Here is an 18,076-nt window from a genome sequence, read left to right on the forward strand (position 1 = left end):
CATTGGTGTCTGCGCATTTTGCATCGGGCTGGAGATGTGAATCATGCATGCCCTCCAGACTACGGCCGTGCGGGAGGCCGCGACCCGGGGATGCCGGCTGTGCGGGACGTCTGCGCCGCCGATCAACCGTCAGCACCGCCGGCTGAGGCAAGCGCCCGCTGGAGTATGCGGAGGGCACACGACCGCTGCAGCGTGCGGCCACGCGCCCTATGGCCCCGCGCGCTGGCTGCTGGGGCGCGGTGGCTATTTCACCTCGCGGACGGCTCCGCGGTCAGCGGAGGTTGCCATCGCGGCATAAGCGCGCAGCGCCTTGGTGACCTTGCGCTGACGAGTGGTGGGAGTCCAGGGCTTATCGGAAGCTTCCATTTCGGCACGGCGGCGCTCGATCTCCTCGTCGGAGATGTTCAGTTGCAGAAGGCGCTCGTGAACGTCGATCGTGATCGGATCCCCGTCGCGGACCAAGCCAATCAAGCCGCCGTGAGCAGCCTCAGGGGAGATGTGGCCGACGGACAGGCCGGACGTGCCTCCGGAGAATCGACCGTCGGTGATTAGCGCGCACTCCTTGCCAAGCCCTGCGCCCTTGAGGAAAGCGGTCGGGTGTAGCATTTCCTGCATTCCCGGTCCGCCGGCGGGGCCTTCGTAGCGTACGACTACCACGTGGCCCGGCTTGACTTTCTTGTCCAGGATCACGCGCACGGCTTCTTCCTGGGATTCGACGACTAGCGCTTTGCCTTCGAAGTGCCAGATCGACGGATCAACACCCGCGGCTTTGATTACGGCGCCGTCTTCGGCGAGGTTGCCGCGGAGGACAACCAGACCGCCATCGGCGGTGTACGCATGTTCCACATCGCGAATGACGCCACCCTCTGCGTCGGTGTCCAGGCTGGACCAACGGTTCTCAGTACTGAATGGCTCGGTCGTGCGGACTCCGCCGGGGGCGGCGTGGAACAGCTCGATGGCTTCCTCGGTGGCAGCGCCGGAGCGGATGTCCCAGGACAGCAGCCATTCCTTCAGCGTGGCGGAGTGAACGGAGTGTACGCCTTCGTTCAGCTTGCCTGCTCGGTAAAGCTCACCGAGGATGGCGGGAATGCCGCCTCCGCGGTGGACATCTTCCATGTGGTAGTCGGAGTTCGGGGACACCTTTGACAGGCACGGCACTTCGCGGGACAGCTGGTCGATAGAGTGCAGGTCGAAATCGACCTCACCCTCTTGGGCAGCTGCGAGGATATGCAGCACAGTGTTGGAAGATCCGCCCATGGCCATGTCCAGCGCCATTGCGTTTTCGAAGGCCTCACGGGTGGCGATGTTTCGCGGCAAGACGGAGGCGTCTCCCTCGCCGTAGTAGCGGCGGCACAGTTCAACGATGGTGGTGCCAGCCTTGGTGAACAGGTCTCTCCGCTTGGCGTGAGTTGCCAAGGTGGAACCATTGCCCGGCAGGGACAGGCCCAGCGCCTCGGTTAGACAGTTCATCGAGTTGGCGGTGAACATGCCGGAGCAGGAGCCGCACGTCGGGCAGGCAGCGGACTCAACTTCCAGCAGTGCCTGTGCGTCGACCTTGTTGGATGCAGAGGCGGAGATGGCGGTAATCAGATCCGTCGGAGCTTGCACAACACCGTCAACGGCCACGGCCTTGCCGGCCTCCATCGGACCGCCGGAGACGAACACCACCGGGATGTTCAGACGCATGGCAGCGTTCAGCATGCCGGGCGTGATCTTGTCGCAGTTGGAAATGCACACCAGCGCATCGGCGGCGTGGCCGTTGACCATGTACTCGACGGCGTCAGAAATAATTTCGCGACTAGGCAGCGAGTAGAGCATGCCCGCGTGTCCCATAGCAATACCATCGTCGACGGCGATGGTGTTGAATTCGCGAGGAACGCCACCAGCTTCGCGGATGGCGTCTGCGACGATGTCTCCCACGTCCTTCAGGTGTACGTGGCCCGGTACAAACTGCGTGTACGAGTTCGCAATGGCGATGATGGGCTTTTCGAAGTCCTGATCCGTCATGCCTGTCGCACGCCACAGGGCGCGGGCGCCGGCAGCGTTGCGTCCCTGGGTGGTGACGGCGGATCTCAATGGGATGGCGTTCATGCTGTTTTCGGCTCTCTTCTCGTCGTTCGTATTCTCGGCGTGTATATTCTTTGCGTTTATATTCTCGGCGTTTAGCTGCCGGAGTTGCCCTTGTCCTGTGCGTCGGTGCCGGGCGTGTGCTCACTCTGCGCGGTGGAATTGTGCGCGCCTACATCCGGCGTACCGGGCGTATCGGTGTCTGGCGCGTCGACTCCCGCTTCGCGGCGGCGCTGCTTTTCGTATTCCTTGTACTCGTCCTTATCCATGAGCACGGCGTAGCCGTCCTTGTTGACGACCTGCACTTTGTCGTCCGTGGCTGCGCGCGCTGGGCTGACGGGGTCGGGGATACGTCCGCCACTGACCTTGTGCAGGTCGATCAGGGAGTTAAAGGTCACGCCCGGTAGCCAGATGGTGTTCTCTTGGTTGTCTACGGCGTAGGCGCGTCCTGCTCGGTTGAAGCGGAGCGCGCGGAAGTCTTCCCATTGCATGGTTTTGCCTGCGCGGAAGAGGTAGCGCGTGGTGATGGCTTTGTCGGTGACGGTGGTTCGCACCCACAAAGTCCACAGAATAAACACTAGTGGCACTAGCGGAACCCAGAAAAACCAGGCGACCTTATAGCCCGTGAATAGCAAGCAGATCAGGAACATGACGAACCCGCCGAGGATGTGTTCGCGGCTGGGGTGGAAAACCTTCGAGTTCATGGTGTTCATTTAATCAGCCGTGGGTGGTGTCGGTTGCATTGGGCGTACTCGTCGCACCCATAGCGCGAGGTGCAGCGCCGTTCATAGTGTTGCCGCCGGTGCCACTGTTGTTGGAGTTGTTTTGGACGCCACCATTTCCGCTGTTGGGACTGTTGTCATTGGAGTTACTGTTCGGCTCATTGGCTGTCCCGTTGGGTGATCCGTCGCTTCCGCCGGGGTTCGGGTTGGCGGTCTGATCAGAGTTTGCACCGGAGTTTGAGCCGCTATTCGCGTCAGAGTTTGCGTCGGTGTTTGTGCCAGGGTTTGTTCCAGTGCTTGTTTCAGCGTTTGAGTCGGAGCTCGGGTCAGAGGTGGGGTTGTTCTGATCGGTGGAGTTATCCCCGGATTGATCGTTTGCTTCGGAGGTCTCGGGGTCTTCAGTGGACGCGCTGTTGGAAGGGCGGTCGCGCCAGTAGTCGGGGGAGAGCCAGCCGGCGTCTCCGCCCTCTGGGTTCGAGGAGGCCAGCGCCAAGCCGCCGACTAGCAGCAGTGCCAGGATCAGCCCGGTGGTGGAGGGGCGGGTGCGGCCGCCGACGCTCATGATTCTCTTGAACTTGGACGAGTGTTCCTCGTTGCGCCAGATGCCCTGGAGCTTTTCCTTCTCTTCGTCGGCATCCTCTTCACCGGCATTCTCTTGACTGTCTTTCACGCCGACTCCAGTGCCAGCACCGCCTGCGCCGCCGGCGCGGCCTGCACCGCTTGCGGCAGCTGCCGTGCCGTCCTCGCCGTCAGAGCTGGAGGTGGCGTCTGCGGCGGATTGGCCGTGCTGCGAGGGAACCGACTGCGTCCGCCCGATGGTTCCATCGCTGTCGAGGGGACGGACTCCAGGGCCGTCGGCCGTGGGAGCAGTCGCGTCAGCCGGTGCAGCCGTGCCGGACGCGTCAGCTTTGCCAGAGGCGTCAGCCGGAGCAGCCGCGTCAGCCGGTGCAGCCTGGCCGGGCTGTGCAAGTTGGCCAGCCCGGTCAGCCCCTTCAGCCTGCACGGCATCCATAGCGGCAGTGTCCATGGCGGCGGTTTCCTGCGCCGACGCGGTTCCGTGCGCCGCTATAGCCTCGCTCCCCGCTGCGGACCCCTTCGCCTTGTCTCCGTTCACTGAATCAGCGATTTCGGCAGAGCCGCTCTGTGAACCATCAGCCACTGAAGCTGACCGGTTGCGCAGGCCGTGCTGGGCGGGCAAGACCTCCGTAGGCGCCAGCGCGGAATCCGCTGCCACAGCCTTCCTGGGATCGGCAGCGGGGGAGGAGTGGGCGTCAGAACCATCAAGAAAGACCCGCGGCATGTCATAACGGTCCCAGAAGACATTCACCAAAGCCGAGCGCAGAACACGCTCCACAGCCCACTGACGCGCCGGGTTCACCACGACCATGACTCGGAAATTAACCTGCCAAGACTGACCCGCCGCAGTAGGAGCGACGATGTCCGTAGCCGGCAAAACCTCCAGGTCGCCAGTGACGTCCCCGGCGATAGTTGGATCCCCCAGTGCCTTCGCAGCCGTGGCCTCCACGCGATCCGTCAGCTGCGACATGGACTCGCCCGGCTGGAGGGGAACAGCCAAGTCCACCACTGCCCGAGACCAATCCTGTGAATAGTTCGTGATCACACCCGCGGAGCCGTTCGGGATGGTCACCACCTCGCCGGAGGCAGTACGGACCTTCGTCGCGCGCAACGTCAGCCCCACAACCGTGCCCGAAATGTCACTGGACGTGCCGTCGAAGGCAACGAAGTCTCCCACGCCGAACTGACGCTCCGAGATGATGAAGAACCCCGCGAGGAAATCGCCGATCACGTTCTGTGCGCCGAAACCAATAGCAGCTGAGACGACGGTTGCGGGCAGGGCGGCGCCCATGGCGGGTACACCCAGGTTCGTCAGTCCCAGCATGATGATCGCGAAGTACGCAATCGCCTGCAGCACGTACACCAACGCTCCGACCAGGGCGAGGCGGGATTTGGTGGCCTCCTCGCCCTCATTGAAGCGGTTGCTGACAATGCGAATCGCCAAACGCCCCACGCGGGGGATCAAAATTGCGATAATGACCAGTGCAGTCAAGGGAAGGCCGTGGACGACCACCCATTCCCAGAGCTGGAAAGCATAGAACTTCAACATGCTTCCCCACCGTAGTCCCGGAAACGGCCGGGGCGAGCGCCCCGCCAGGATTCTGCCCGAATTCTGGCAAGATTCCATCGGGATTCACGGCTCGCGTTCAGGTGCGCGCTCTGCGCGCTGAGGCGACCGTGGCTACTGCGGCTGGGCGACCGTGACTACAGAGCTGCGGGGCGACCGTGACTACTGCGGCGGAGCGACCGTGGTGACCGCGTCGCCGGGGTAATCGCGCCGCCGGGTACGTGGCGACCGGGAGGGCATTGGAGTTTCGGTTGCGCTGAGGCTGAGTGCCAGAGGGGAACTGGAGGGAAGCCGCGGATGAGAACTGGAGGGGGAAGCTCAGGGGAGCCGGGGAGACCGGGGAGGGGGAACCGGAGGGGATCGGGGTGGGGGAACCGGAGGGAGACCGGGGGCGCGGGTGGGATGAAGTACAGGTCGGGGGCGTTTTGAGCTGTCCAGTAGGTGAGACGGGGGCATCATACTTTGGGAAACGAGTGGTCAACGGCTTGACTACTTTCACGGAAGCCGCTAAATTTAGAGCCATGGAATTCACGCAACTAGTACGAGTACTCATTATCGAGGGGCGCCACTAGCTACCTCGTCGAGCTCGACACGGCGCCCCCGACAACTGACGCAGCAGCGTCGGCAAGTTGGGGGCTTTTGTTGTGTGGAGGACATGCACCTAACCGAACAAGCGATTCCACACCGAAGATTTTCGGCTCTATCGCTTCCTGGTGACGCCAGCTTGCCGAAGTGCGAACGCTGCGGCGTGCGCCGCGTGGCAATGCGTGGCGCTGATGCGCGTGGCACTGCGGGGCACTGCAGAGCTTTGCGTGGCGCTGCGTTGATGCGCAGCGCTGAGGCGCGAGCGCTGCGGCGTGCGACGCGTGGCAATGCGTGGCGCTGATGCGCGTGGCACTGCGCTGCGTTGCGGCGCGTGGCGCGGCGGCGGGCAACTGGGAAGTGAAGGGGCAGAGAATTGAAGGCAGGACGGATTCAAGGACTCAAGGAGCGAAGGAAAACGTGACACACACATCACGCTCGCAACCCAGCCCCGCCACCTTGGCGAACAACCCCCGCGGCAAGCGGCCAGAGCGAATTAACGGCGCGCAAGCCGTAGTCCGCTCCCTAGAAGAGCTAGGCACCGATGTCGTATTCGGCCTGCCCGGAGGTGCTGTGCTGCCGCTCTACGAGGCGCTGTACGACTCCGAGAAGCTGAACCACATCCTCGTCCGCCACGAGCAGGGCGCCGGCCATGCCGCCACCGGCTACGCCCAGGCCACCGGCCGCGTCGGCGTGTGCATCGCAACTTCCGGCCCGGGTGCAACGAACCTGGTAACCCCCATCGCCGACGCCAACATGGACTCGGTGCCCCTGGTCGCTATTACGGGCCAGGTCGGTAAGGGTCTTTTGGGTACTGACGCCTTCCAGGAGGCGGACATTCGCGGCGTGACCATGCCGATCACCAAGCACAACTTCATGGTGACCCGCCCCGAGGACATCCCCGGCGCCATCGCCGAGGCCTTCCACGTGGCCGCAACCGGCCGCCCTGGCGCGGTACTGGTGGACATCCCGAAAGATGTTCAGAACGCAGAGCTGGAGTTCAACTGGCCGCCGAAATACGAGCTGCCCGGCTACCGTCCGGTCACTAGCCCGCACCCGCGCCAGGTGGAGGAAGCCGTGCGCATGATAAGTGCGGCGAAGCGCCCGACGCTGTACGTCGGCGGCGGCGCGATCAAGGCGGAAGCGCACGCAGAACTGCTGGAATTTGCAGAAGCCAACGACATCCCAGTTGTCACCACCCTCATGGCACTGGGCAGCTTCCCGGCCTCCCACCCGCTGTACATGGGCATGCCCGGCATGCACGGAAGTGTCCCGGCGGTCGCGGCTCTGCAGCGCTCCGACCTGCTGATCACCATCGGCGCCCGCTTCGACGACCGCGTTACCGGCCACGTGGATAGCTTCGCCCCGGATGCGAAGGTCATCCACGCCGACATCGACCCGGCGGAGATCGGCAAGATTCGCGAAGCCAACGTGCCGATCGTCGGCGACGCCCGCGAGGTACTGGCCGCACTCCACCAGGCGATGCGGAACCTGGACCTGAAGAAGCCCGCTACCGCCGGCTGGCTGAACTACCTCAATAAGCTGAAGCAGGACTTCCCCCGCGGCTACGACGAGCAGCCCAACGGCAAGCTCGCCCCGCAGTACGTCATCGAGACCCTATCCAAGACCATCGGCCCGGACGCTATCTACGTCGCCGGCGTGGGACAGCACCAGATGTGGGCGGCGCAGTTCGTGGACTACGAAAACCCCCGCACCTGGCTGAACTCCGGTGGCCTCGGCACGATGGGCTACTCCGTGCCCGCCGCCATGGGTGCAAAGGCCGGCAAGCCGGACACTTCCGTCTGGGCTATCGACGGCGACGGCTGCTTCCAGATGACCAACCAGGAGCTCGTCACCTGCGCGGTGGAGAACCTGCCGATCAAGGTCGCGCTCATCAACAACGGAAACCTCGGAATGGTCCGCCAGTGGCAGACGCTGTTCTACGACCAGCGATACTCGCACACCAACCTGAAGCCGGGAGAAACCTACCTGCCGGACTTCCTGATGTTGGCTGAGTCCATGGGCTGCGCGGCGTTCCGCGTCACCAAGCCAGAGGATGTAGAGCCGACCATCCGCAAGGCGGAAGCGATCAACGACCGTCCCGTCGTCATCGACTTCATCGTCGGCGAGGATGCGCAGGTGTGGCCTATGGTCGCCGCCGGCACGTCCAATGAGGAAATCCAGTATGCACGCAACCTGCGGCCGCTGTTCGACGAGGAATCCTCGGCGGCAGAATCGCCCGCGGAGATCCACGAGGTCACCCAGGAAGGTGAAGAAGACTAATGAGCACGAACAAGGTACAGGTCCACACCCTGTCCGTCCTGTGTGAGGACGTCGACGGCATCATCTCGCGAATCTCCGGCATGTTCACCCGCCGCGCGTTCAGCATCATCTCGATCAGCTCTGGCCGCACGGAGGTTGAGGGCATCAACCGCATCACCATCATCGTCGAGGGCGAGGATCACGTGGTGGAGCAGATCACCAAGCAGCTGAACAAGCTGATCCCCGTTATTAAGGTCACGCGCCACGATCCGGAGTCAATCGTCTCCCGCGGCCTGATGATGGTGAAGGTTTCTGCTGACAACTCGAACCGCACGCAGGTGGTGGAGTCCGCGAAGCTGTTCCGCGCGCACGTCGTGGATGTTGGGCCGGAGTCGGTGATCATCGAGTGCACCGGCACGCCGTCGAAGCTGCAGGCTCTGCTGGACGTTTTGGAGCCGTTCGGGATTCGCGAGCTTGTCGAGGCGTCGCCGACTGCGATCAGTCGCGGTCCTCGCGCCATGTATCCGGCGAATCTCTAGGTTCTTTGGTGACGCCTTCAGCTTGCAGCCGGGTGGGCGTCACTACCTACGAAAGAGGGCAACAGCCCGCAACAGTCCACTATGTGGACGCCAAAATCTCACCAAATGAAATAAAGTTTGCTATAAAGGTAGACAGTCAACGAAAGGAAGCTCCCCATGGCAATTGATGTTTTTTACGACGACGACGCTGATCTGTCGATCATCCAGGGTCGCAAGGTAGCCATCATCGGCTACGGCTCCCAGGGTCACGCACATGCCCAGAACCTGCGCGAGTCTGGCGTGGAGGTCGTTATCGGCCTGCGTGAGGGCTCCAAGTCCCGCGCCAAGGCTGAGGAAGCCGGCTTTACCGTGAAGACCAACGCAGAGGCTGCGGAGTGGGCAGACGTGATCATGCTGCTGGCTCCGGACACCTCCCAGGCGAAGATCTTCACCGAGGACATCGAGCCGAACTTGAACGACGGCGACGCACTGTTCTTCGGCCACGGCCTGAACATCCACTTCAAGCTGATCGAGCCGGCCGACAACATCATCATCGGCATGGTTGCCCCGAAGGGTCCGGGCCACCTGGTTCGCCGCCAGTTCGTCGACGGCAAGGGCGTTCCGTGCCTGATCGCCGTTGAGCAGGACCCGAAGAACAACGGCCGCGACCTGGCTCTGTCCTATGCAGCCGCCATCGGTGGTGCGCGCGCCGGAGTGATCCCGACGACCTTCGAGGCGGAGACCGTTACCGACCTGTTCGGCGAGCAGGCCGTTCTGTGCGGCGGCACCGAAGAACTGATCAAGACCGGTTTCGAAGTTCTGGTCGAGGCTGGCTACGAGCCGGAGATGGCCTACTTCGAGTGCCTGCACGAGATGAAGCTGATCGTGGACCTGATGTTCGAGGGTGGCATTGCCAACATGAACTACTCCGTGTCTGACACGGCTGAGTTCGGTGGCTACCTGTCCGGCCCGCGCGTCATCGACGCGGACACCAAGAAGCGCATGAAGGACATTCTGACCGACATTCAGGACGGCACCTTCACCAAGCGCCTGGTTGCCAACGTTGAGGGTGGCAACAAGGAGCTGGAGGAGCTGCGCGCTTCCTACAACGATCACCAGATCGAGAAGACCGGCGCCAAGCTGCGCGACCTGATGAGCTGGGTCAAGGTCGACGCTCGCGCCGAGACCGCCTAAAGCGGCCTGGTCACAACGGCCTGGCCGAAACTGCCCGACCGAAACTGCTCGGCCGAAACTGCTCGGCCGAAACTGCTCGGCCGAAACTGCTCGGCTGAAGCGGCCTGCTTAAAGCGGTCTGGCTGAATAACTGAATGCTTTAGATTTCCAAGTTTATGGATTCTGAATTTGGAATCTGTTTAGCGGGGAGCCCATGTTCCGGCCGCCAATGGCGAGCCGTTCTGGTCCCCCGTCTTTGTTTTCAGTAAGTTGCCAATAAGGGATGTGGCTGCCTAAAGTGAGGGTATGAACGACCCCGCAAGCGTAGCTCAGCAACAACCACAGGACCGTGGTGGTGCCGACGTGCGCCGCCACGGTTCTGCGCGTTCCAGCGAGTCCGCGCCTGCGGCTGGCGGCGCGCCCGCGTCGACCGCTGGCAGCGCGCCCGCGCCCGCCGGCGTATCTGAGGGGGGCCATGCACATTCGCACGAATCCGGCCATGCACAGTCCCACGACTCTGGCCACGGGCATTCGCACGGGCATTCGCACTCCCACGCGCCGACGGATGCTCCGCTGCGCGCGCTGCTCATTGTGCTTGGCGTCACTGGCACAGTCTTCTTTGCAGAGGTGATCGGCGGTCTGATCACCGGCTCCGTCGCATTGCTGGCCGATGCGATGCACATGCTTTCGGACGCCGCCGGCCTAATCATCGCAGTCGTTGCCATTTTGATCGGTCGCAGGGCCGCAACCGCACAGGCGACCTTCGGCTATCGCCGGGTGGAGGTGCTCGCCGCGCTTGTTAATGCTGTCACTGTGCTGGGAATTTCGGCATGGATAGTGGTCGAGGCGTTCCAGCGCCTCAGCGAGCCGGTGGAGATCATGGCCGGTCCGATGATGATCGTCGCGGTGATCGGCCTGCTAGCCAACATCATTTCCGCGTGGATCCTTAATCGCCAGCGGGAGCATTCGGTCAATGTCCAGGGCGCATTCCTGCACGTGCTGGCGGATATGTTGGGTTCCGTCGCGGTGCTAGTGGCGGGTGGCGTGATCATTCTGACCGGCTGGCAGTATGCGGATGTTATCGCCTCGCTGGTGATTGCCGCACTGGTGTTGCCGCGCGCCTGGCAGCTGATGATGCAGGCCTTGCGCATTCTGCTCGAGCAGGCGCCTCCGGGCTACCGGCCCGCTGAGGTTGATGCTTTGCTGCGGCAGGTCGACGGCGTGCTGGACGTGCATGATCTCCACCTGTGGTCGCTGGATGGCACGAGCGCGTTGGCTTCCGTGCACTTGGTGGTTCCGGAAGGGCGCGATCCGGCCGCGGTGCTGTGTGCTGCACAGGCCGCGCTGCAGGAGCGGGGGATCGCGCACGCCACCATTCAGGTGGAGCGCGCCAGCCACGCTAACCACGAGGGCTCGCAGAACGTTTGCTAGCGGATAGATAGGCAATGGCCGCGGGCGGTTGGGTAAACAACGACCGCCAACGGCTGGATAAACAACGACCGCCAACGGCTGGATAAACAACGACCGCCAACGGCTGGGTCGATATCGGCCGGCGCCGGCTGGGTCGATAACGACCGCTAACGGTTGACGAAACTCTTAGCAACCGGAGCCGACCTGAGAGGGTAGGTTCACCTTGCTTAGGGTAACCTAATTCTGATAGCGTCTGGGGAATGATGAACTCTCGAAACTCTCAGCGTCGCTCTCTGCGCCGTACCTTTGCTCTTCTTGTTGCGACGATTCTCGGAGCCACGGCCCTTGTTGCCTGTGGCGCCGGTGACGGTAACAACGGTGGAGGCGGTAAAGACGGCGAGCCAAGGGTGGTCGCGTTGGACTGGCGATATGAGGAAATCCTCGAGGCGCTGGGCGTAAAGCCTGTCGGCATTGTAGAGATCGGCAAGTCCGCCGGGCCGAAGACTCTGGAGGGCAAGCTCGAGGGCATCGAATCGGTTGGACAGGCAAAGCAGCCGAACCTGGAGGTCATTCAGTCTCTTGAGCCCGATCTGATCCTCGCTAGCCCAACGCGGCAGGAATCGATCATGCCGCAGCTGGAGGAAATTGCAGGGACGAAGTCCTACAGCGACTCCAGCTACACCGACGTCCTTGACTCCATGGATGACATCGCAAAGAAGCTGGGCAAGGAAGATAAAGCTAAGGAAGTGCGCAAGCGTATCGAAGACAAGGTCGAAGAGGCAAAGAAGCTCGTCAAGCCGAACACTCGTGCAGCGCTGGTCGGATGGTCGAAGGGCACTCTCTACACCTGGATCAAGGATTCCTTTGCAGGCTCTCTTCTTTCTGACGCCGGCTACGTCTACGGCTACGACGGTTCCCGTACCGCTATCGAGTCCAAGACTGACGTTGCCGAAATGACGGGTGATAAGCTCCCCTCAATGAAGCTGGACCGGATGTACCTGTACAACGACATCGAGGGCTTTAAGTCCAGCCCATATAAGGATGTGGTGAAGGACATCGTGGACGTGGAGCAGGACACCTGGTCCCGTTCTCGTGGCCCGCTGGCCGCAGAGGCAATGCTGGATCAGATCATTGAAACGGAGAACGCTCGTAAGTAGGCGCACCTTCGTGCGTTTACGACCGAAGGAAGTTAAGTGCAACGAGGGCTAAAACCACGCCTTACACAACTAGCGATTCTGCTGGCGCTGGGATTGGCTGTCATTCTTGCGGTATGGGTCTGGCGCATGAGCAGCGTGGAGGTGCCGACTAACGCGCCAGAACTCGCGGGGGAGATGCACTCCGTCATGCGCGACCGGCTCTTGGCAGCGACGGTGATCGGCATGGCTTTGGGCGCGGCAGGCGTGCTGCTTCGCACGGCTACAGGCAACCCGCTGGCGGATCCGGAAATCACCGGCGTGAATTCCGGTGCGGCTTTCGGCGCTGTGCTGTGCACGACGATCACGGGATCTGTGTCGGGCGCAGCTGTGTTGCCGGGGGCGTTGTGTGGTGCAGCGCTTGGAGCTGCGATCACGGTAGGTATCGGGATGCGTGTGACGGTGGGGGATCCGACTGGTGCTCAGTCGGTGCAGCGGATGATTTTGCTCGGCATAGCCGTTTCTGCATTGTTCTCGGCGTGTACCGCGATCATTTTGGTCATCGATGAGGCTCAGCTTTCGACCGTGCTGTCGTGGCTTTCGGGCCGCTTGGGTGGGGTTCGTTTCCCGGATGTAGTGCCCTGCATTATTGCTGTGGCGGTGGTTCTGCCGTTTACTATTGCTGCTGGTCGGGGGCTGGATACGCTTTTTGCTGGTGACGCCCTCTCGTCTTCCGTCGGCGCGAACCCCCACCGTCTGCGCATTTTGGCAGTGGTGGGCGCAGTGCTGTTGATCGCGCCGGCAGTTGCGGCTGCTGGACCCATTGGTTTCCTTGGCTTGATGGCGGCGGTCGTCTCGTATCGGGTGGCAGGCCCGCGTCACCGATTGAGCTTAGTGATCGCCCCAGTGGTGGGCGCGGTGGTTCTGCTGGTGGCGGATTCCGTTGCGCAGGCTCTGTGGGCGCCGGCGGAGACTCCAGTGGGCGTGGTTACTGCCATTGCAGGCGTGCCTTTGCTGCTGTGGGGTATTAATCGGCTGCGACCAGGAGGTGGGCGCTGATGAACCGCAGGCTGAATCGCAAACGAATCCTCCGGAGGGGCGTTTCCCAGCCGGGAACTGCAGCGCCGAGGCGTGACACTGCAGCGCTGCAGAATGACACTGCGGCGCCGCAGGGTGATACTGCGGCGCCGCGGGAAGTTGCTATAGCGCCGCGGCGTACTAATGCCGGCGCGCCCCGCGTTATAGCCGTGTATGCAGCGCTGCTGGCTTTGCTGGCGTTCGCGATCGTCCTGGGATTAAGCGTCGGCGCCGTCATGAAGCCCCCGGCAGAGACGATCCACGACCTCTTCACCGGTGGGAAACTCATATGGCGCTACCGGATGCCCCGTGTGCTCGTGGGAATCCTCGCTGGTGCAGCGATGGCGGTCTCCGGCGCGTTGCTGCAGCTAGCCCTGCGTAATCCGCTGGCAGCTCCGGACACTGTGGGTGTCACCGCAGGAGGGGGCTTGGCTGCCGTGGCAGCTCTGTTGAGTGTCGGTTCCTTGCCGGCACAGGCACTGACTCCCGTGGCTTTTATCGGTGCACTGGTGGGTGCAGGCCTGGTGCTGGTGCTCGCGGGCCGAGGAGCAACGGATCCGGTGCGGCTTACCCTCACTGGCGTAGCGGTCTCTGTGGGTCTGGGCGCGCTGACTCAACTGTTGTTGGTCAAGGCTGCTCCGGAAGCGGGCGCGGCGATGACCTGGCTTAAGGGGTCGCTTTACGCCCGCACTCTCGCGGATGCGCAAGTAGTGGGGCCAGTGGTGTTGGTAGTCATCGTGGTAGCCATCGTGCTCTCGAGGCACCTGGACATGCTGAACCTGGACTCTTCTGCCATGGCGGGAGTAGGTGTCAGTGAGCGAACGTGGCGCACCGTGGCGGTGCTGTTCGCGATCCTGTTGGGAGCTGCCGCTGTGGCTGCGGCGGGGGTGTTGGGATTCGCAGGACTAATCGTGCCGCATGCTGCTCGACTGCTAGTTGGCGGTGCTGCCAGGCGAGTGGTGCCAGTGTCTGCGCTGGCTGGCGCGGGGTTGGTCGTTTTTTGTGACGCCCTTGGCCGCTGGGCATTTGCACCCACCGAAATCCCTGTGGGTGCGTTGATTTCCGTTGTCGGCGCCCCGTACTTCATTTATCTTCTGCTGCGGATGTCCCGCACCCCAGCGGGTGTATCTCGTAGTCCAGCGGAGGCCCGCGCAATACCCACGACAGTTGAAAGGAGTTCCCGATGAGCACACCTGCCTTGCACGCCGAGGCCATCACGGTGAGCTACGGCGGCCCAGATGTCCTGCGAGACGTTTCCCTCCAGGTTCCGGAGGGGAAGGTTACAGCCCTTATAGGTCCGAATGGCTGCGGAAAATCTACGCTGTTGCGAGCGTTGGGGCGTCAACAACCAATCTCGAAGGGGCGGGTCTACCTAGGCGATCGCACGATCCACGAGATGAGCGCGCGCGAGTTTGCCCGACACGTTTCCTTCTTGCCGCAACAGCCAGTTACTCCCGAGGGGGTGAGTGTGCGGGAAGTTATCGCGTACGGCCGGTACCCGTATACCGGTGCGTTTGCGTCGTTAAAAGCGGAAGACCACCGCACGGTGGAGGAGGCAGCTGAGCGCGCCGGGGTGACCTCCCTGCTGGACGTTCCAGCGACGGACTTGTCCGGCGGTCAACGTCAGCGTGTGTGGGTGGCGATGACTGTGGCTCAGCAGACCCCGGTGCTGCTCCTTGACGAGCCAACGACGTACCTCGACCCCGCGCACCAGATCGCGATTCTGGATTTGGTGCGAGATCTCAATTCCGCAGGTCGAACTGTGGTGATGGTCGTGCACGATATGACGCACGCGGCTCGTTTCGCCGATTTCATCGTCGCTATGCGTGACGGTCAGGTGCTGGCGGCGGGGGAGACAGAGGAAGTTATGTCTGCGCAGCTCGTGGAGCAGCTTTTTGGAATCTCCTGCCTGGAGGCGCGGGACCCCGAAACGGGCCGTGTCTTGCCGATTCCGTATCGCTAAGGGCTCGCTAGAGGCTCTAGAAGCAAGTCCGCTAGAGATACTTTGAAGCGCCACCCTCAAGCCGCTAATGAAAACCACTTGCAATAACGTGTAGGGTGGCGGGCTATGAGACATACACATAGCCATTCATCCGGCCGCACACCCGCGCCCGTCACGGTGCTGTCCGGTTTCCTCGGCTCGGGCAAGACAACCCTGCTCAACGACCTGCTTGCCAACCGAGGTGGCCGTCGCATCGCGGTGATCGTCAACGACTTCTCGGAAATCAACATCGACGCCGCCCTCATCGCCGGGGAAGGCCACCTCACGCGCGGCGAAGACCGCTTCGTCGAGCTCACCAACGGCTGCATCTGCTGCACATTGCGCGAGGATCTGGTGGAATCCGTTGGCACGCTCGCACGCAGTGGCGACTTCGACCACATTGTCATCGAATCCACCGGCATCTCCGAGCCCATGCCCGTCGCCGCAACCTTCGAATGGCGTTGGGAGGACGGCACTCGCCTCGCGGACGTTGCGCCGATCGACACTATGGTCACTCTTGTTGACGCCGCCCAGTTCCTGCCGCAAATAGGGCAGAAGAAGCTGCTTACAGAAGCGGACTTGCAGGCGACTGCGGACGACGAACGCACCATCGCGGATCTGCTGGTCGATCAGGTGGAATTCGCGGACGTCATCTACGTCACCAAGGCGGACCTTGTCAGCGAGCAGCGCTACCGCGCGACGGTAGCGCTGCTGCGCCGAATGAACCCGCGGGCGCGCATCGAGAAACTTCTCCACGGCCGCATAGTCACCGACCTGTCCGGAGGTTCGGCAAGCGGTGCGGCGAGTAATGCAGCGCGCAACGCAGCGACTAACGCATGTGAGCCTGGCAATGTTGAAGCTCCTGGTGTTGCGAGCGCAGGGCGGTCGGCGGTAGATGACATTCTCGGCGCGCACCTCTACGACGAGGCGACGGCCCGCGCCTACGAGGGCTACCTCGACGAGCTGGAGAACCCGCACACCCCAGAGACGGAAGAGTACGGCATCAGCTCCGTTGTCTTCCGCGGGGACCGCCCCTTCGACAGGGAGAGGCTGATTAAGGCGCTGCGCTCCACAACTGGGTTGGTGCGTTCCAAGGGATACTGCTGGATCGCCGACCGTCCGGAGCTCGCTCAGGTGTGGCACCAGGCTGGTCCTGACCTGCGGATACAACCGGCCGGCGGGTGGCGCCAGGTGGGGCTAACTCCCTCGAGTGAGGTGGTACTGATTGGCGTCAATTTCGATGCAGACAGAGCGGTACAGCAATTCTCTAATGCAATGCTGAGTGACACAGAGGTAAGAGCTATGCTGTAAGGGTCGCACGTCACATTTGGATGGCGTGGTCCCTTCCCGCGTCGGCGCGGTCGTTTCGGCGTGGGCGAGGCAATGTCGCACTTTAGGGAGAAACATTCGTGAGTAACACCCGTCCGGTAGTCCTCATCGCCGACAAGCTGTCCCAGTCCACCGTCGATGCCCTCGGCGATTCCGTCGAGGTTCGCTGGGTCGACGGCCCGAACCGCCCCGAACTGCTGAAGGCAGTCGCAGACGCGGACGCGCTGCTGGTCCGCTCTGCAACCACCGTCGACGCCGAGGTGCTCGAGGCAGCACCGAAGCTGCAGATCGTCGGTCGCGCTGGCGTGGGCCTGGACAACGTTGACATCGACACCGCCACCTCCCGCGGCGTGATGGTCGCCAACGCTCCGACCTCCAACATCCACTCCGCTTGCGAGCACGCAATCAGCCTGCTGCTGTCCACCGCCCGCCAGATCCCCGCCGCCGACAAGACCCTGCGCGACGGCGAGTGGAAGCGTTCCTCCTTCAAGGGCGTGGAGATCCTGGGCAAGACCGTCGGCATCGTCGGCTTCGGCCACATCGGCCAGCTGTTTGCACAGCGCCTGGCCGCTTTCGAGACGGACATCATCGCTTACGACCCGTACGCCAATCCCGCTCGCGCCGCACAGCTGGGCGTGGAGCTGGTGGAGCTGGAAGAGCTGATGGGCCGCTCCGATTTCGTGACCATCCACCTGCCGAAGACTAAGGAAACCGCGGGCATGTTCGACGCGGATCTGCTGGCAAAGTCCAAGAAGGGGCAGATCATCATCAACGCCGCCCGCGGCGGCCTGGTGGACGAGGCGGCCCTGGCGGAGGCCATCAAGTCCGGCCACATCCGCGGCGCCGGCTTCGACGTGTACGCCTCCGAGCCGTGCACCGACTCCCCACTGTTCGAGCTGGAAGAGGTCGTCGTTACCCCGCACCTGGGCGCTTCCACCGTGGAGGCACAGGACCGTGCGGGCACCGATGTTGCCGCATCCGTTCTGAAGGCCCTGGCCGGCGACTTCGTCCCGGACGCCGTGAACGTCTCCGGCGGCAAGGTTTCCGAGGAAGTTGCCCTGTGGCTGAACCTGGCCACCAACCTGGGCCGCGTTGCCTCCGAGCTGCTGAACAGCGCTCCGAACACCGTGACCGTCACCGCCCGTGGCGAGTTGTCTACCGAGTCCGTCGACGCGCTGGGTCTGGCTGGCCTGCGTGGTGTGTTCTCCGGCGTGATCGACGAGCAGGTCACCTTTGTCAACGCCCCGCAGATCGCTGAAGAGCGCGGCGTGGAGCTGGACGTACAGACTCAGGACGAGTCCGTCAGCCACCGCTCTATCCTGGAGGTTCAGGTTGTCGCCGCAGACGGCACCACCGCCACCGTCGCCGGTGCGCTGACCGGCTTGGAGCACGTGGAGAAGATCGTCCGTATCAACCACCGCGGCCTGGACCTGCGAGCCACCGGCACGAACCTGTTCCTGGCATACCCGGATCAGCCGGGCGCGCTGGGCAAGGTCGGTACGCTGCTGGGTAACAAGGGCATCAACATCGACGCCGCTGCACTGTCCCCGACGGACGATGAGCAGGCTGCAACTCTGGTTCTGCGCGTGAGTGAGGAACTGGACCAGCAGCTAGTCGAAGAGGTCAAGGCAGAGCTGAACGCCTCCAACGCGTTCGTTCTGAACCTCTAACCCGCGATC

Annotated in this window: 13 protein-coding genes; 10 read left to right on the forward strand and 3 right to left on the reverse strand. The window is 62.8% G+C overall.

What is annotated here, in order from left to right; translation table 11 throughout:
• Positions 1 to 243: 243 nt before the first annotated feature.
• The 3 genes from ilvD to QKE30_RS08265 form a co-directional block, all read right to left on the reverse strand.
• Entirely contained in the window at positions 244 to 2,091 is a 1,848-nt protein-coding gene (gene ilvD / locus QKE30_RS08255) for a dihydroxy-acid dehydratase (RefSeq protein WP_239202652.1), read from the reverse strand.
• A 71-nt stretch (positions 2,092 to 2,162) separates the two neighbouring features.
• Positions 2,163 to 2,771 (reverse strand): PH domain-containing protein, encoded by a 609-nt coding sequence (locus tag QKE30_RS08260; RefSeq protein ID WP_239202654.1) that lies wholly within the window; start codon positions 2,769 to 2,771, stop codon positions 2,163 to 2,165.
• A gap of 13 nt (positions 2,772 to 2,784) precedes the next feature.
• Positions 2,785 to 4,914, reverse strand: a complete 2,130-nt coding sequence (locus QKE30_RS08265) for a mechanosensitive ion channel family protein (RefSeq protein WP_239202665.1) — start codon at positions 4,912 to 4,914, stop codon at positions 2,785 to 2,787.
• Between the two features lie 1,020 nt (positions 4,915 to 5,934).
• Here QKE30_RS08265 and QKE30_RS08270 point away from each other — a divergent pair.
• From QKE30_RS08270 to serA, 10 genes are all read left to right on the forward strand, one after another.
• Positions 5,935 to 7,797, forward strand: a complete 1,863-nt coding sequence (locus tag QKE30_RS08270; protein ID WP_239202560.1) for an acetolactate synthase large subunit — start codon at positions 5,935 to 5,937, stop codon at positions 7,795 to 7,797.
• The gene (gene ilvN, locus QKE30_RS08275; RefSeq protein ID WP_005292872.1) at positions 7,797 to 8,315 is read left to right on the forward strand and encodes an acetolactate synthase small subunit; all 519 of its coding nucleotides are present in this window, start codon (positions 7,797 to 7,799) and stop codon (positions 8,313 to 8,315) included. The genes QKE30_RS08270 and ilvN overlap by 1 nt, the downstream gene beginning before the upstream one ends.
• Positions 8,316 to 8,471: 156 nt before the next feature.
• On the forward strand, positions 8,472 to 9,488 hold the full coding sequence (gene ilvC / locus QKE30_RS08280) for a ketol-acid reductoisomerase (protein WP_034979133.1): 1,017 nt from the start codon (positions 8,472 to 8,474) through the stop codon (positions 9,486 to 9,488).
• 285 nt (positions 9,489 to 9,773) lie between these two features.
• Complete coding sequence (locus tag QKE30_RS08285) at positions 9,774 to 10,898, forward strand: cation diffusion facilitator family transporter (protein ID WP_239202562.1); 1,125 nt, start codon at positions 9,774 to 9,776, stop codon at positions 10,896 to 10,898.
• 239 nt (positions 10,899 to 11,137) lie between these two features.
• Complete coding sequence (locus QKE30_RS08290; protein ID WP_239202564.1) at positions 11,138 to 12,034, forward strand: ABC transporter substrate-binding protein; 897 nt, start codon at positions 11,138 to 11,140, stop codon at positions 12,032 to 12,034.
• 126 nt (positions 12,035 to 12,160) lie between these two features.
• The gene (locus tag QKE30_RS08295; protein WP_173362240.1) at positions 12,161 to 13,069 is read left to right on the forward strand and encodes an iron ABC transporter permease; all 909 of its coding nucleotides are present in this window, start codon (positions 12,161 to 12,163) and stop codon (positions 13,067 to 13,069) included.
• Positions 13,069 to 14,274 (forward strand): iron ABC transporter permease, encoded by a 1,206-nt coding sequence (locus QKE30_RS08300; protein WP_239202570.1) that lies wholly within the window; start codon positions 13,069 to 13,071, stop codon positions 14,272 to 14,274. Before QKE30_RS08295 ends, QKE30_RS08300 begins: the two co-directional genes overlap by 1 nt.
• The gene (locus tag QKE30_RS08305; RefSeq protein ID WP_239202572.1) at positions 14,271 to 15,050 is read left to right on the forward strand and encodes an ABC transporter ATP-binding protein; all 780 of its coding nucleotides are present in this window, start codon (positions 14,271 to 14,273) and stop codon (positions 15,048 to 15,050) included. The genes QKE30_RS08300 and QKE30_RS08305 overlap by 4 nt, the downstream gene beginning before the upstream one ends.
• Positions 15,051 to 15,155: 105 nt before the next feature.
• Positions 15,156 to 16,379: a GTP-binding protein gene (locus QKE30_RS08310; protein WP_239202574.1), complete on the forward strand. Its 1,224-nt coding sequence runs from the start codon at positions 15,156 to 15,158 to the stop codon at positions 16,377 to 16,379.
• 98 nt (positions 16,380 to 16,477) lie between these two features.
• Positions 16,478 to 18,067 carry a phosphoglycerate dehydrogenase gene (gene serA / locus QKE30_RS08315; RefSeq protein ID WP_239202586.1) on the forward strand — a complete coding sequence of 530 codons (1,590 nt, stop codon included), beginning with the start codon at positions 16,478 to 16,480 and terminating at the stop codon, positions 18,065 to 18,067.
• The last annotated feature ends 9 nt before the right edge of the window (positions 18,068 to 18,076 follow it).

This window comes from Corynebacterium sp. c24Ua_83 (genome assembly GCF_039907245.1).
In the GTDB taxonomy this organism is placed as follows: Bacteria; Actinomycetota; Actinomycetes; order Mycobacteriales; family Mycobacteriaceae; genus Corynebacterium.